Origin of the sequence: Bacillus sp. SD075 (assembly GCF_017355165.1) — a bacterium.
Lineage (GTDB): Bacteria > Bacillota > Bacilli > Bacillales > DSM-1321 > Peribacillus.
This window is the reverse complement of the sequence record NZ_JADILK010000012.1, coordinates 67400-81936: the sequence shown is the minus strand read 5'-3', so window position 1 is coordinate 81936 and position 14537 is coordinate 67400. Positions and strand designations below refer to the sequence as shown.

Genomic DNA, 14537 nt, shown 5'->3' with positions numbered 1-14537 from the left:
TGCGTGCAGTTCATTGGGCCAGTTTATGAAATGTAGCATGGATGGTTGGAATCAACCGTTATGGTATTTATACATCCAGAGAATGCCGGATTTCATCAGGCGTGCCACTCTACCCGTGATTGGGCGATTTGCAACAAGACCAAAACCTTGTTTTTTCCCAAGGGAACCTAATGTTCCTTTTAATTTCATTGTAGGGAAGCTTTCCGGAAGTGGTTCATTTGCCCATTTCTTCACAAGTACTTGGACGATTTGCTCAGCTTGGGACTCCGCTAATTGAGCACTAGGTGCATGAGGCAGGCTAGCACAGTCACCGACCACAAAGATGCTATCATCATTAGGAAGGAAATGCTGAGGAGTCAGAACAGCTCTTCCTTGACGGTCCTTTTCAATATCCATATCGCGGATGATCTTACTTGGCTGAATTCCAGCTGTCCAAACGATAACGTCGCTTTGAACGGCTTCGTCACCATTATAAAGAAGGTTCGGTTCAACTTTCGTTATATTTGAGTGATGGACGATTTCGATTGTATGTTTATCGAACCATGATTCAACAAAAGTACTTAATCTTTCTGGGAAAGCAGATAGAATATGCGGTCCACGGTCGAATAGCTTAACGTTTAAATCTGAACGGCTTTCAATCAATTCACTTGCAAGCTCAACACCACTCAGTCCGCCACCAACGATAGAAACGGTTGCACCGGCACCTAAATTATTCAAAGCTGAATATGTGCGGCGTGATTTATCGATTGTTTGGATACTGTAAGTGTGTGTGTCTGCACCAGGAATGTCGTGGTATTTATCTTCGCAGCCAAGGCCAATGACTAAATCATCATAAACGACAGGATCTTGATTATCTATAATGACTTGTTTATTTTCCATATCGATGGAAAGTACTTCTCCATATACGTTCTTCAAGCGAGGGTGTTCAGGAAATGCAACACGGATGTGCTGATCTGGAATGGTGCCTGCTGCTAAAGCATAATATTCCGTTTTTAAGCAGTGGTAAGGATTACGGTCGATAAGTGTGATGCTCACATTTTCAGGAAGCTGATTAGGCAGCAATCTTTGCAACATGCGCATACCACCATACCCGCCACCAAGTATGACTAGATTCTTCATTTGATTTTTCCCCTTTATTTGATCTCTTGAAAAAAATTTGACAAGCATTTACCTATAGGATTCCCCCAAATGGTCCCCTTTAAAGTTTAATTAAATATATATACCCCAATTAGTAGTAAGAATAAAAAAATTAGATCATTGTCTTTCTTTTACGTACCCCGACAAAAGTATAACGAATATAAAAGGAAATCACAACCGATATCTTGAAATCGGCTGATTTTTTATGCGTAAATATTGACTGTAAATGGGAAAAGTAATAAGATGGTTTGTTAGTAACTGTGAGGTGAAACGATGTACCCGATTATTGAATTTTGTGTAAGCAATCTGGCCAGCGGCGCTCAGGAGGCTCTGGAAAGATTGGAGCGGGATCCGAATTTAGATATCATAGAATATGGTTGTCTGGGATATTGCGGTAGATGCTCCAGTAACTTATATGCGCTTGTAAACGGTGAAGTGGTTTCCGGTGACACTACGGATGAATTGGTAGATAAAATATATAAGTACATTGATGAATTTGAAATGTTTTAATCATCAACGGCGAATAAAAAGGGCTGTTCCTGAAAGGAACAGCCCTCATACTGTAGAGAAACTTGATGAAAATCGAGTTTCTCTACATTTTTTTATGGCTTGTACAATTTGGACGTTGATTGGAACGAAAGGTACTTGCTTTCCGCGGGCGGTCCGTGAGCCTCCTCGGCTTTTGCCTGTGGGGTTTCCCGTAGACACGCTAGTCTCGTACCATCTGTTCCAATCCCCTTTGTTTTACCTTTTAGATAGAACCCTTTTGCCTTGAGCCTTTTTATTTTAAAAATGAAAAATACTTGATGGCTGCCTTTTCATTTCCTATCCTTCTTGAAATGTCGCCAGCTAGATAAAGAATTCTGGCTTCGGAAACCTGGGTTCCGCTGAAGTCCCATGTTGAATAGGATGCTTCATATTCCTTTAAGACGAACTTCAAAAACCTTGCTTCCTGTTCCTTGGTTTGGTTAACCTATATTAACCAGGCTACCCGTAAACAGATTCCAGCAAGGATTATCTGTTTTTCCTTTTTAAAGCTCCGCAATAACTTGCCAGCTTGTATGTATTGATCGCGTCTCTAATGAATTTCTCCTTGTTAAAATGATGGGGAATCCACTGGGAGCTGACTTTTCCATAATGATTTACATCATAGTAGGGGGGAAGTACCGGGAGAAATCCGCGGAATGGGAAAAGCCACAATGAGGGCAAACAATACTATTATAATAAAGAGCCTTAACGGCTGAAGCATAAATGGGGCAAAAGTCTGTGTCATATTTAGCTACCTTTACAAAACGCGACCGTACCTTTTTAGTGGTTGATTTTTGTTTGCATAAAAGGCATTGCCTGCTTTTTCCATATAGGGGATGTATGCCTTCGATGGAGATTCCCCCCTTATTGTAATGTGGGATCGGGTCCAACAGAACAGAACCATATACCTATATATCTTATTGTAAACTAATTTTTGTTGGTAAAATAGGTACGGGAATATGAATTTTTTCAAGCTGGAAAATTGAGCGCGGGATTTTCTTTGGTATATACTATAAAGAGAAATAGTTCTATCTCACATATCAGAAGAAGGAGGGATTTATTGTGAGTGATGTTGTTCAAATAACGGAAGCTGCCGCTTTTCAGATAAAAGAAATGATGAAACAAAATGGTGAAGAGGGTTCCTTTTTAAGAGTGGCTGTTAAAGGCGGAGGCTGCAGTGGATTATCCTACGGAATGGGTTTTGAACAAGAGCCCGGAGAAAAGGATAGCCAGCTGGAACAGTTTGAAATAAAGATCCTTGTTGATGGTGAGGATGCAGATATATTGAATGGCACGGTAATTGATTATAAACAAACGATGATGGGTGGAGGATTTACGATCGAAAACCCAAATGCCATCGCTTCATGCGGTTGCGGGTCTTCCTTCAAAACGGCAAAAAACGCCGGTACACCGGAGAATTGCTAAGAAACTCTAATAGTTTAGAACAAGGGGCACTTTAACAAGTGCCCCTTGTTCTATTGAATGATTTTTCCGACGGCTTGTTCATGTGTCAAAGCAATCTGACGGACAATCATGCATGTCAGCCCGCTTGCTTTAAAATATTCATCGGCATCATGCTTTGCTTCAAGGTAATGGTGCATTCCTTCTTGGGCTTGTTCCGGTCTAACAGAACCGACAGAGCTTAACAGGACCCTTTGGGGGCAGCCACCAGTTTAATGGCTCCATTATCCACAGCTGTCGTTTTATCCGGCCCCATTTTTGGTCTTGATCCGGCGGGCAAAATGATGGTTTCCATGTTATCCACTGCATTATCCACATTTCCCTCTAAATCTGAAGAGATTGAATGCCCGCCGAGTTCTTTTATCGTTTGAACCTGTTCCTCTTTCCGGATCATTCTGTACATTCATTTGCGGATTTTTTGATAATTCCCTAATGATCTGCTTTCCGGTCACTCCATTGGCTCCTGCCATTAAAGTATTCATAGGTGCATTTCCCTTTCATGGCTTCTCCTACTCTTTACCTTGGAATGACAGCGGTAAATATTGTGGATAACTTATGTAAAAAAGTTATCCACAGTACGGAATTGGGGACAACAAAAAAACGGCTATGGAAGCCGTTTTTTTGTTAAAGTAGAGCTTTTATTCGCTGGTATTTTATATGCACCGTCTACTGCAACGGGTTCGGGTTTGCCAACTTCTCAATCTCAAATTGGCCTTATAACAATATTGATTGGGACGGGTGTGCGAAGACCCTGCCGGAACAAAGACCGCCCTCGGAAAGCGAGTGCCTACAGTTTGAAACCCGGCTAAGGAAGCCGGGTCTTTTAGTAAGTCTAAAACATGGAAGAACTGTGCATCGGCTGAACTTTTGCTTTTGGGTCAATATATTGTTTGGCGTGATTGACGGCAGTGGGTGCCTCACCAAAACCGCTTGCAATTAATTTTACTTTGCCATCATATGTTGCAATATCACCTGCTGCATAAATTCCAGGGATATTCGTTTCCATTCTCGAATTCACCAAAATACTGTTCTTCTGGATATCAAGTCCCCATTCCTTAATGGGACCAAGAGAAGAAACGAAGCCGTAATTGACGATGACTGCATCTACTTCCATCGTCTCTGTATCTTCACCATTTGTATCCTTGATGACAATTGTTTGGATCCGTCCGTCTGTACCAATCAACTCTGAAGGTATGTAAGGAGTCTTTATTTCAACTTTTGAATTTTTAAGCGTTTCTACACTATGTTCGTGGGCACGGAATTTATCTCTTCTGTGAATGATGCTCACTTTCTCTGCAATCGGCTCCAGCATAAGGGCCCAGTCCACTGCTGAATCCCCACCTCCGAAGACCACCACTTTTTTGCCGGCAAAATGTTTGAGGTCGTCGATGAAATAGTGAAGGTTGCCGCTTTCATATTTTTTTGCATCTTCAATTTCGATACGGCGGGGTTGGAAGGCCCCATTTCCAGCTGTGATGATAATCGTTTTGGAGTAATGGATCTCTTTATCAGTCGTTAACTTGAAAATTCCATCTGCTTGCTTTTCCACTTCTTTAACGGCTTGCTCCAGGACAACATCCTGTTCGAACTTTGCCATTTGTTCTTTTAAATTATTCACTAGTTCCTGAGCGCGCACTTTGGGGAAACCAGCGATATCATAGATGTATTTCTCAGGATAAAGGGCCGACAATTGTCCGCCTAATTGTGGTAGGCTCTCGATGATTTTAACGGTTGCCTGTCTCATTCCCCCATAAAATGCAGTGAATAATCCAACTGGGCCTCCGCCAATGATGGTAATATCATAAACTTTTTCATTAACTTCCAACGTTATCCCTCCGATATACTAGGTTTGCTGAAATTTATTCTCTTATTTTAACATAGATGATCTTTTAAAAAACGGATAAAGTTAGAAAAATGGGAAAGTTTCGACTATATCTCGGGCAGCTTCATGATGAATGTCCTTTAACCTCTTTATAATTGGGTGAAATTACTCTTTACCAATGTGAATCATATCGTATAAATATGGCTCGAAAATGGGTGGAAAGTAATGTTTTTCTGCTTTGTTTTAACCAGAAAAAGTTCGGATTGTTACTTGAAAAAGGTATGGAAAAAGACTAATATTTACTTAGACATCATTGGGTAAAATTTTTATGAATTTTTAATGACAATTACGAAGTGTTACGTGAAAAACGTCACAAATGTATAAGAGTGCTTTTTATAATGGAAATTAATAAGATAGGCAATATATTTTAGTTATGGAAAGCATCAAAAGAAAATATCGTAAAGGTGGACGAATACTTTTGAAAAAGCCAACAATCGTTGTTTTAGGAGCAGGTTATGGTGGATTGATGACTGTTACTCGCTTACAGAAGGCATTAGGTCAAAATGAAGCAGAAATCGTATTAGTTAACAAAAATGATTACCACTATGAAACAACATGGCTGCATGAAGCATCGGCTGGAACGCTTCATCATGATCGTGTGCGCTATCCAATCAAAAGTGTCATTAACAGCAAAGTTAAGTTCATCCAGGATTCTGTTTTGGAAGTGAAAACAGAGAACAAAAAAGTCATCCTTGAAAACGGCGAAATTTCTTATGATTATTTAGTGATTGGACTTGGACCTGAATCGGAAACATTCGGAATCCAAGGGCTGAAAGAATATGCTTTCTCTATCTCTAACGTGAACACTGCACGTAAAATCCGTGACCATATCCAATTGCAATTCGCTACGTACAGTACTGAGGTCGAGAAGAATGAAGACCGCTTGACGATCGTTGTTGGAGGAGCAGGATTTACGGGTATTGAATTCCTTGGCGAATTGGCTAACCGTGTCCCTGAACTTTGTAAAGAATATGACATCGATTTCCAAAAAGTCCGTATGTACTGTGTGGAGGCAGCACCAGCCGTCCTCCCTGGCTTCGATCCGGAATTGGTGGATTATGCAGTATCCTACCTTGAGAAAAAAGGTGTGGAATTCAAAATCGGTACACCGATCAAGGGGGCGACTCCTGAAGGCATCATCGTGGCAAAAGGCGAAGATGAAGTGGAAGAAATCAAAGCGGGAACTGTTGTATGGGCAGCTGGCGTACGTGGTAACTCTGTGATAGAGGCTTCCGGTTTTGATGCTATGCGCGGACGTATAAAAGTGAACCTAGACATGCGGGCACCGGGTCATGACGATATTTTCATCGTAGGGGATTGCGCTTTGATCATCAACGAGGAAATCAATCGTCCATATCCACCTACTGCACAAATCGCGATGCAGCAAGGAGAGGTCATTGCGAAGAACCTGACTAAATTGGTCCGTAACGAAAGCGACCTTGAAACGTTCACTTTCGAAAACAAAGGAACGGTATGTTCACTTGGTGAAGACAATGCGATTGGTGTTGTATTCGGTAAGAAAGTTACAGGTAAGACTGCATCATTCATGAAGAAAATGGTTGATAACAGAGCATTGTTAATGATTGGCGGAGCTTCCCTTGTTGCTAAAAAGGGTAAATTCAACGTCCTTTAATTTTTCCGATAAATCAATAATGGCCATTTGGGGGTTGTCCCCGAATGGCTTTTTCATTTGCCATCTCAGCCATCAATGAGTGTGTCATGGAGGAGTATGCACTTTTCTTATGTGGAATATAATGGAGATGACGAAGCTTAATCAAGGAAGGTATCTTTGCATCATCTTTTTTTCTGCTGGTTGGAGATGGCACTAATTATAATGAATGCGGGGAAGTGGGTTTTGTGGAACGATGCAAAAATGTTTGGCTGGCAGTGTCCGGTCTTGTGATATCTGATAAAGGTGAGTGGCTGGTCGTGAATAAAAGGTATGGCGGATTGAAAGGGCAATGGTCGCTTCCGGCAGGTTTTGTCAAAAATGATGAAACCGTAGATGAAGCTGTAGTAAGGGAAGTGTTGGAGGAAACGGGTATTCATACAGAAATCGAAGGCATTGTAGGAATGAGAAGCGGAGTCATCAAAGGGGGGATAAGTGATAATATGGTGATATTTTTACTTAAACCGATCAGTCTTGAAGTGACCGCTCAAATGGATGAATTATATGAAGCCCAATTTTATGATCCTGATCTACTCCTGCAGGAGGGGAAGCATTCATTGCTATTGGAGCAGCTTTTAGCTTTTAAAAAAGAAAGGATGCAAACGATGCTTGACGGGTTGAACCCGGGAGATCAATTTGGATATACATCATATAAACTATTTATGTGATTTGGGTAATCATCTTTTCTTCGGAATTATTTGGAATAAGTCGTTGACGCAGCAATTATTTTTTCAGTAAACTAAAGGTGTCGCTTTTAAGGAGGGTCAAGAATAACATGCCATTGCCTGTTTTAATTATCTCAATACTCTTATTTTTCATATTGTTTTTCGGAATTGGCTTTTTGCTGAATATGCTCTTTCGTTCTTCGTGGATCATGGTCATCTTATTTCCAATCGTCTTCATCATCATTGTCAATGAAACAAAGCTCATAGAATATTTTAGAAATCCGGGAATTTCTTTTTCTAATCTTGGAACGAATCTTACATCCTTGCATACGGCAGACATCATTATTTTATCAAGCGGGCTGCTTGGCGCGGTTTTAGCTGGTGTGGTCATCAGGATACTAAGGAATAAAGGATATCAAATGTTTTAAATTGGGAAGGACCGTCATTTATGGACGGTCCTTTTTTTGTAGGCTGTTTTCGCATACTTTGTTGCTATTTACTAAGTAGTGCGGTGTGGTTGATTTCCCCTCCAGATGCTCGCTTTCCGCGGGGCGGGCGGTGAGCCTCCTCGGCTTAAAAGCCTGTGGGGTCTCACCTGTCCCGCTGCTTCCGCAGGAGTCTCGCACTTCCGCTCCAATTAACCTTAAATAGTTTCGTTTTAAAAACAACAATCATTACGAAAAGAGCCTTTTTTAAAAGAAAAATTGGATCTTTTCAAGCTTTATGAATACTTTCACTCTGGAAAGGGAACAAATATCCTTGTGAGAGGAGTGGAACCAATACATATGAAGATTGTAAAGGCATTATTTTTGAGGGTTGCTATTATCATATTATTTATCTTGGCCATCGACTCAACCTTGAATCATGTTTTTGGGGCTATGCCTGAAGATCATCCTTTTGAAAAGGCGATGAGACAACATCGAATGCTTGGTCTCGAATATAAAGCCATCCATAGTGGAGGCCAAGTGGCAACGCTCATGGCATCGGCATCCACGAGCAATGGTCCCACGACGATAGCGGAGGCAATCGAGCTGTCGAAATACCCGAAGCATGAAGTTTTGGCTACAGGATATACAGCAGGTTATGAATCAACCGGAAAGTACCCGGAGAGCCCATCCTATGGAATCACGTATTCAGGGGTGAAGGTGAAACGGGATCTGTTTTCCACAATTGCCGCCGATCTGGCCGTATTCCCTCTCGGAACCATCCTTTGGATTCCGGGTTATGGATATGGGGTTGTAGCGGACAAGGGCGGGGCGATCAAAGGAAACCATCTGGACCTATACTACGAAACGGTACAAGATGTATACGAGAACTGGGGAAAGAAAACCCTTGAAGTATATGTTGTACAAAAAGGGAGCGGCGAGTTATCTGAAGAACAGTTAAGCAAGCTGAATGAAACCAAGATCAGGCAAGTATTCAAGCCGAACATGGCTGAGAAAACATTGAATGCCAATGTAGCTTCCTTTGCTTTTTAAAGATGGGCAAAAAGGACAGTGAAAGGCTGCCTCAATTGAGGCAGCCTTTTTGATGTCATGTTCATTTGGGATGCCCTTAAACCATGCTTTTATAGGCTTCAGGATGCAGAGTCTTTGCCAATTTGGACAGCCCATCCAGTAAACGCGGGGAAGGCCGGCAGAATAAGGGTTCTTCCATGATGTGAATATTGTTATTCCGGACTGCCTTCATATCGGTCCACCCTTTTCGTTTCCTGACCAGTTCTGGATTTACTTTTTGTATAGGGACACCGACCCAAGCTAAGCAAATATGGTCGGGATCCTTTTTTTGGACCTCTTCGGAATTGGCTTGAATGCTTGCCATATCGATATCTTCGAAAAGGTTATATCCTCCCGCAAGCCTGCTGATCTCGGATAACCAATTAACTCCCCCTGGACTGAATAAGGGATTAGGCCACCATTCCCAATACAGGGACGGCTTTGTTTCGATTTTGTCGACGACGTGTTTATATTGAAGGATGGCATCACGGAATTGGGCAGCCTGTTCCTCTGCTTTTTCCTTAAGGTCTATGGCCTCGCCCAAGGTCAGTAAATCTTTTGCAATATCTTCAAGTGATTGTGGGTTGAAAATGATATGGGGGATGTTCCGTTCTTTTAGCCCCTCAATGTTTTTTTCCATGCCCGGTACACTCAGTGAAGCCAGCACCAAGTCTGGTTTTAGTGATTCTACATGATCGATATCAATCGATAAGTCGGGCCCCACCTTAGGAAGGTGCTGGATGGTTTCAGGCCAATCAGAGTAGTCATCGATGGCGATCAGCTGATCTTCAATCCCTAGATATGTGCAAAGTTCCGTATTACTGGGGCAAAGAGAGATTATTTTCAAATTGAACACCTACCCTTGAAAGATGAAAAAGTGAAGTGCCAGCGCAATGAATACTCCGGTCAAGGCTCCGAAAAATACCTCGATTGGCTTATGGCCCAACAGTTCCTTTAATTGTTGCTGTTTCTGTTTATCTGCTTTTTTCTGCCAGTTCTTTGCTTGCTCGACAAAGGTATTGAAGTCGGTAACGAGCTGGTTCAAGACGGCTGCCTGTTCTCCCGCTTGCCGTCTCACTCCTGTTGCATCGAACATCGTGATGATTGCAAAGATCGTGGCCACGGCAAATACAGGGGAATCCATCCCGTTTTCGATCCCTACCGCCACGGTTAGGGCTGACACAGCCGCAGAGTGGGAGCTTGGCATACCGCCTGTGGAGTTAATGAGTGACCAGTTCACTTTACGAAATGCTATGAAGTGGATGGGCACTTTAATGAATTGAGCAAAGAAAATGGCAATCAATGCTGCAATTAAAGGGAAGTTGAGTAATAATTCCAAGAGTATCAGCCTTCTTTCTAGTTATAAGTAAAGATGAAATCCTAATATGGGTAAATACATCCTGCTCGGAATAAGGCCCTTATTATTAGTTCCATTCAGTCCTGTCTATTACCTGCTGGTATAAGTATAAATATGCTTCTTTCTTATACTATTACTCTAAAGTCACCCATTCTAAACAATATCCCTTGTTATTAATATTTTCGCGGGCCTATTCGAAAATTTTTGAAGATTTCGTTATAATGAATGTAATCGAATGGAGGAGGTAGCAGAATGTTTACAGTAAAAGATTCCTTGGATATAGATTTGATTGACGAATGCCTAATTCTAGGCGTATTTGACAGGCCGGTAAAATTCACAGGCATAGGGAAACAAGCGGATGAACGATTGGACGGCCAGCTGACAGAGTTAGTGAAAGCGGGAGAAATCTCTTCCAAGAAAAAAACGGTGGCCAAAATACATACATTAGGTAAATTAAGCGTAAAGAGATTGATTTTTGTAGGGTTGGGCAAGGAAAAGGAGCTATCCTTTGAAACGCTTCGCGAAGCGTTGGGAAAAGCGCGTAAGACGATTAAAGAATCCAAGATTACGACACTTTCGATCGCTTTGGATACATTCACTACTGAAAATCTGGATGCATTGGACGCTGCGCATGCTTGTTCCGAGGCTTTTGAACTTGCTTCCTATAAATTTGATGGATATAAGCAAAAATCGAACCAGGTCGAAAAAAGTCTTGAATCGATTACGGTGTATAGTGAATATGATCAAGAAGAGGTCGGTGCCGCGCTTCATGTAGGGAGAATCTTCGGAAGGGCGACGAACTCAGCCAGAACATTGGTCAACACACCAGGCAATTTGTTGACTTCCACGGATTTGGCGGATTATTCATCTGACTTGGGCGACCGTTATGGTTTTGAAGTGGAGATCCTCGATAAGGAAGATATGCTCAAGTTGGGAATGGGAGCACTCCTTGCTGTCAATAAAGGCTCTGTCGAGCCTCCGAAAATGATTGTCCTGAAGTATCAAGGTAAGGATGAATGGAAAGATGTTATCGGGTTGGTCGGTAAAGGCATCACATTCGATACGGGTGGATACTCCTTGAAAACGAAGGCTGGAATCGTTGGGATGAAGACGGATATGGGCGGTGCGGCAGCTGTTTTAGGTGCAATGGAAATTATCGGCGAATTAGGGCCGGATCAAAATGTCGTGGCTGTCATTCCTTCCACTGATAATATGATCAGCGGTGATGCATTCAAACCGGATGATGTGATCACTGCCATGAGCGGCAAGACGATAGAGGTATTGAATACGGATGCGGAAGGCAGGCTGGTTTTGGCCGATGCCATGACTTACGCTAAACATCATGGTGCTGACTATTTAATTGACGTTGCCACTTTAACGGGTGGTGTCATAACGGCGCTGGGTATGGATATGACGGGTGCAATGACAAATGACACGGAATTCTATGAACAAGTGGCCAAAGCCTCAGAGGAGGCCGGGGAGCCCATTTGGAGATTGCCGATTACCGAAAAGGATAAAGAGCGGGTACGCAATAGTAAAATAGCGGATTTGAATAATTCACCTGGAGGGGCAGGACATGCGATCATGGGCGGGGCCTTCATCGGCGAATTTGCCGAAGACACTCCGTGGGTCCATCTGGATATTGCCGGGACATCCACAACCTCGAGCAGTTCCGAATTGTGCACGGCGGGGGCTACCGGTGTCATGGCACGAACGCTTGCATTATTGGTTGAAACCTTTGAAACGAAAACGAGATGAACCCAAATATCCGAAGCCGAAAAAAGGCTTCGGTTTTTTTACCAAAAAGTGTTGGACGTTATACATCCCTCCATTTCAAGCTGACGATGATATGACAATTTTCTTCGGCTGCTTTCGGATAGAAATCAAAACGGATCCCATCGGGGTTATACGTGATATCAGGTTCGTTCTTAATTCCTATCTTTCGGATCATATCGACCACGACACTCATTTTGGAAGCTTGGGCAGCAGTCATCAAACGGTTCGAGAATGGCTTGGATGTGGCTAAGGTATCCATGACTTTTTTTACATCAAGCATCAAGGATTGTGAGGTCTTTGCCGATTTAACTAGCAGGTCTGGATTGGTTGCCGAGTAGGGACGCAATGTCCCTTCCCGTTCCCGATTCATATTCATCGCCCTGGCGTGAGGTGGAAATAGGATAGGATCATATAAAAAATAAGGGAAATCCTCCAAAAGGTTTCCTTCCTTTCTTTAAGTCTGTCTATAGACACGTTTTCGTTATACGTTAAAATATGTATAAAGGCCAACCGATATGATAGCGGTTTGTGAATGACTTTCTTTTGTGAAAAAACTTCTTGAAAATTATGATCAAAGACACACTATTATTTGTAAACTGCTTCATTGACAGGTATAGTGTATAGTAATATACTTACTTACCTAAAGTAAGGAGAAGGCACACTATAAAAGATAAAATAGGTGATGTTAACATGAAGATAACCCAGGAAACAAGAAACCTTTTAATAGATAAAATGAATATCATCAAAACCCCGGGAAAAGCTGATATATGCCTTGTGGGGCCTGTGAACCTTCCTGTCGAACAAGGAGATTTCTCAACGGTCTTCCAATGGTATACATGGCTGCAGCTTGATGGCGCGGATAATGACAAGGAAGCGGTGCTTGATTCGCTTTCGGAAGCTAACCTCGCTTTTGGACAGCAATCCTCCGTATTGGTGTATGGCGATTTTAAAAAGTCGGAGGATGCACTTGTCCGGATGCATAGCATCTGTCACACAGGTGATATCTTCGGAAGTAGACGCTGTGATTGCGGCTACCAGCTCCACCAATCGATGAAGATGATAGCCGAGCATGGGTGTGGGGCCATTTTTTACCTTGCGGACCATGAGGGTAGAGGGATCGGCTTGTTTTCCAAATCTCTTGCCTATTTGCTTCAGCAGGAAGGTTATGACACGGTCGAGGCGAATGAGGCTTTAGGATTCGAAGACGATACGCGATCTTACGAGGGAGCCATTCGAGTATTGAGGGAACTGCGTGAGGATCCGGTGACTTTAATCACGAACAACCCCAAAAAGCTGGACGCACTCATGAAGCATGGACTTGCGGCAAAGGACCATAATCCGCTTTGGGGCGGTTTGACGGAAGATAATAGTTTCTATCTGGATACAAAGGTTAAGAAGTCTGGACATATTCCCAAAAAGAAGCCAACTTTGATTGTATAAGGAGAGCTATAGTATGAATGATGATCGATATTACATGAAGCTGGCACTGGATTTGGCGGCCAGTGCTAAAGGAAAGACGAATCCGAATCCAGTGGTCGGGGCAGTCATAGTCAAAGACGGTGTGATAGCCGGGACAGGGATCCACCGAAAAGCGGGTGAACCTCATGCGGAAGTACATGCTTTCAAAATGGCGGGAGAGTATGCAGAAGGTGCCACTCTATATGTGACTCTTGAGCCCTGTTCCCATTATGGAAAGACACCTCCTTGTGCAAATTTGGTGAAAGAATCAGGTGTCCGGCGAGTTGTGGTGGCTACTCAAGATCCGAATCCGGAAGTAGCCGGCAGAGGGATATCGATTCTAAAGGATGCGGGAATTGAAGTGGAAGTTGGCGTCCTGGAAAAGGAAGCTCAAAGGCTGAATGAACGGTTTATTCACAATATGCTGACCAATCGTCCATTCGTCCTATCGAAGTATGCGATGACTCTCGATGGAAAACTTGCTACCCACACCGGCCATTCAAAATGGATAACAGGAGAAGAAGCACGTCATTCCGTTCATTTGCTGCGTGATGAGGTGGATGCCATTCTTGTTGGTATCGGGACGGTATTGGCCGATGATCCATCACTTACGACCAGACTTCCGGATGGTGGGGGGAAAAGTCCGATCCGGATCATATTAGACAGTGAATTACGTGTTCCCTTGGATGCCAATGTTGTACAAGTATCAGATGCGAAAACCTTGATCGTAACGCAGGAACATGCACCTGCTGATAAAATGGACCTTTTACGTGAAAAAGGGATCGAATTCATTTTCGTCCCCAAAAACGAGACGGGGCTGGATCTAAGGGCTTTGATGGAAGAACTGTATAAAAGGGGGATTACGGACGTCTTGCTGGAAGGCGGAAGCGAAGTGAATGCCTCTTTCCTTAGGGAAAGGCTCATCGATAAATACTTGATTTATATAGCTCCTAAACTATTGGGCGGAAGAAACTCACTAACACCGTATACTGGAATGAATGTGGATACGATGGATGAAGCGATGGATGTTTCCTTCTCTGGCGTGGAAACGTTTGGTGAGGACATACGCATCACGGCTTATCCTAAATAAAAATAGACAACAGGTGAA

Annotated in this window: 17 protein-coding genes and 1 pseudogene; 9 read left to right on the top strand and 9 right to left on the bottom strand. The window is 42.8% G+C overall.

Features of this window, described 5'->3' with window-relative positions; genetic code table 11:
- Positions 1-51 precede the first annotated feature (51 nt).
- Complete coding sequence (locus tag IOC57_RS11405) at positions 52-1119, bottom strand: NAD(P)/FAD-dependent oxidoreductase (protein ID WP_207438825.1); 1068 nt, start codon at positions 1117-1119, stop codon at positions 52-54.
- A 291-nt stretch (positions 1120-1410) separates the two neighbouring features.
- Between IOC57_RS11405 and IOC57_RS11400 the strand changes: the two genes are divergently transcribed.
- Positions 1411-1647 carry a YuzB family protein gene (locus IOC57_RS11400; RefSeq protein ID WP_207438824.1) on the top strand — a complete coding sequence of 79 codons (237 nt, stop codon included), beginning with the start codon at positions 1411-1413 and terminating at the stop codon, positions 1645-1647.
- A gap of 271 nt (positions 1648-1918) precedes the next feature.
- Here the strand turns inward: IOC57_RS11400 and IOC57_RS11395 are convergent.
- Both IOC57_RS11395 and IOC57_RS26515 read right to left on the bottom strand, forming a co-directional pair.
- Positions 1919-2089, bottom strand: a pseudogene (locus IOC57_RS11395) (DUF2225 domain-containing protein); the annotation flags it as partial.
- A 190-nt stretch (positions 2090-2279) separates the two neighbouring features.
- Entirely contained in the window at positions 2280-2555 is a 276-nt protein-coding gene (locus IOC57_RS26515) for a DUF2225 domain-containing protein (RefSeq protein WP_207438822.1), read from the bottom strand.
- A gap of 172 nt (positions 2556-2727) precedes the next feature.
- Between IOC57_RS26515 and IOC57_RS11385 the strand changes: the two genes are divergently transcribed.
- On the top strand, positions 2728-3090 hold the full coding sequence (locus tag IOC57_RS11385; RefSeq protein ID WP_063234048.1) for a HesB/IscA family protein: 363 nt from the start codon (positions 2728-2730) through the stop codon (positions 3088-3090).
- 50 nt (positions 3091-3140) lie between these two features.
- Here the strand turns inward: IOC57_RS11385 and IOC57_RS11380 are convergent, their stop codons facing one another.
- From IOC57_RS11380 to IOC57_RS11370, 3 genes are all read right to left on the bottom strand, one after another.
- Positions 3141-3266 carry an NAD(P)H-binding protein gene (locus tag IOC57_RS11380; RefSeq protein ID WP_207438864.1) on the bottom strand — a complete coding sequence of 42 codons (126 nt, stop codon included), beginning with the start codon at positions 3264-3266 and terminating at the stop codon, positions 3141-3143.
- A gap of 41 nt (positions 3267-3307) precedes the next feature.
- Positions 3308-3520 (bottom strand): Rossmann-fold NAD(P)-binding domain-containing protein, encoded by a 213-nt coding sequence (locus IOC57_RS11375; RefSeq protein ID WP_207438821.1) that lies wholly within the window; start codon positions 3518-3520, stop codon positions 3308-3310.
- A 438-nt stretch (positions 3521-3958) separates the two neighbouring features.
- Positions 3959-4951, bottom strand: coding sequence for an NAD(P)/FAD-dependent oxidoreductase (locus tag IOC57_RS11370; protein ID WP_207438820.1), 993 nt, complete (start codon positions 4949-4951; stop codon positions 3959-3961).
- Between the two features lie 475 nt (positions 4952-5426).
- On the opposite strand from IOC57_RS11370, the gene IOC57_RS11365 reads away from it, so the two are divergent.
- The 4 genes from IOC57_RS11365 to IOC57_RS11350 all read left to right on the top strand — a co-directional run bounded on the left by IOC57_RS11365 (position 5427) and on the right by IOC57_RS11350 (position 8820).
- Positions 5427-6641 (top strand): NAD(P)/FAD-dependent oxidoreductase, encoded by a 1215-nt coding sequence (locus IOC57_RS11365; protein WP_207438819.1) that lies wholly within the window; start codon positions 5427-5429, stop codon positions 6639-6641.
- A gap of 224 nt (positions 6642-6865) precedes the next feature.
- Positions 6866-7345: an NUDIX domain-containing protein gene (locus IOC57_RS11360; protein WP_396020802.1), complete on the top strand. Its 480-nt coding sequence runs from the start codon at positions 6866-6868 to the stop codon at positions 7343-7345.
- 107 nt (positions 7346-7452) lie between these two features.
- Positions 7453-7770, top strand: a complete 318-nt coding sequence (locus IOC57_RS11355; protein WP_063234052.1) for a YuiB family protein — start codon at positions 7453-7455, stop codon at positions 7768-7770.
- A 357-nt stretch (positions 7771-8127) separates the two neighbouring features.
- Positions 8128-8820: a 3D domain-containing protein gene (locus IOC57_RS11350; protein ID WP_207438817.1), complete on the top strand. Its 693-nt coding sequence runs from the start codon at positions 8128-8130 to the stop codon at positions 8818-8820.
- A 76-nt stretch (positions 8821-8896) separates the two neighbouring features.
- On the opposite strand, the gene IOC57_RS11345 is transcribed toward IOC57_RS11350, so the two are convergent.
- Positions 8897-9685 (bottom strand): cobalamin-binding protein, encoded by a 789-nt coding sequence (locus tag IOC57_RS11345; protein WP_207438816.1) that lies wholly within the window; start codon positions 9683-9685, stop codon positions 8897-8899.
- Between the two features lie 9 nt (positions 9686-9694).
- Positions 9695-10177: a divergent PAP2 family protein gene (locus IOC57_RS11340; protein ID WP_207438815.1), complete on the bottom strand. Its 483-nt coding sequence runs from the start codon at positions 10175-10177 to the stop codon at positions 9695-9697.
- 270 nt (positions 10178-10447) lie between these two features.
- On the opposite strand from IOC57_RS11340, the gene IOC57_RS11335 reads away from it, so the two are divergent.
- Positions 10448-11953, top strand: coding sequence for a leucyl aminopeptidase (locus IOC57_RS11335; protein ID WP_207438814.1), 1506 nt, complete (start codon positions 10448-10450; stop codon positions 11951-11953).
- 58 nt (positions 11954-12011) lie between these two features.
- Here the strand turns inward: IOC57_RS11335 and IOC57_RS11330 are convergent, their stop codons facing one another.
- Positions 12012-12341, bottom strand: a complete 330-nt coding sequence (locus tag IOC57_RS11330; protein WP_207438813.1) for a YuzC family spore coat inner layer protein — start codon at positions 12339-12341, stop codon at positions 12012-12014.
- Positions 12342-12661: 320 nt separating this feature from the next.
- Here IOC57_RS11330 and IOC57_RS11325 point away from each other — a divergent pair, with 320 nt between their 5' ends.
- Positions 12662-13411 (top strand): GTP cyclohydrolase II, encoded by a 750-nt coding sequence (locus IOC57_RS11325; RefSeq protein ID WP_207438812.1) that lies wholly within the window; start codon positions 12662-12664, stop codon positions 13409-13411.
- A gap of 13 nt (positions 13412-13424) precedes the next feature.
- Entirely contained in the window at positions 13425-14519 is a 1095-nt protein-coding gene (gene ribD, locus IOC57_RS11320) for a bifunctional diaminohydroxyphosphoribosylaminopyrimidine deaminase/5-amino-6-(5-phosphoribosylamino)uracil reductase RibD (protein WP_207438811.1), read from the top strand.
- Positions 14520-14537 lie beyond the last annotated feature (18 nt).

Coding starts and splice junctions, on each gene's coding strand:
- IOC57_RS11405 (WP_207438825.1), bottom strand. CDS start 1,119: ATGAAGAATCTAGTCATACTTGGTGGCGGGTATGGTGGTATGCGCATG.
- IOC57_RS11335 (WP_207438814.1), top strand. CDS start 10,448: ATGTTTACAGTAAAAGATTCCTTGGATATAGATTTGATTGACGAATGC.
- IOC57_RS11330 (WP_207438813.1), bottom strand. CDS start 12,341: ATGAATCGGGAACGGGAAGGGACATTGCGTCCCTACTCGGCAACCAAT.
- IOC57_RS11375 (WP_207438821.1), bottom strand. CDS start 3,520: ATGATCCGGAAAGAGGAACAGGTTCAAACGATAAAAGAACTCGGCGGG.
- IOC57_RS11325 (WP_207438812.1), top strand. CDS start 12,662: ATGAAGATAACCCAGGAAACAAGAAACCTTTTAATAGATAAAATGAAT.
- ribD (WP_207438811.1), top strand. CDS start 13,425: ATGAATGATGATCGATATTACATGAAGCTGGCACTGGATTTGGCGGCC.
- IOC57_RS11380 (WP_207438864.1), bottom strand. CDS start 3,266: ATGCACCATTACCTTGAAGCAAAGCATGATGCCGATGAATATTTTAAA.
- IOC57_RS11400 (WP_207438824.1), top strand. CDS start 1,411: ATGTACCCGATTATTGAATTTTGTGTAAGCAATCTGGCCAGCGGCGCT.
- IOC57_RS11355 (WP_063234052.1), top strand. CDS start 7,453: ATGCCATTGCCTGTTTTAATTATCTCAATACTCTTATTTTTCATATTG.
- IOC57_RS11350 (WP_207438817.1), top strand. CDS start 8,128: ATGAAGATTGTAAAGGCATTATTTTTGAGGGTTGCTATTATCATATTA.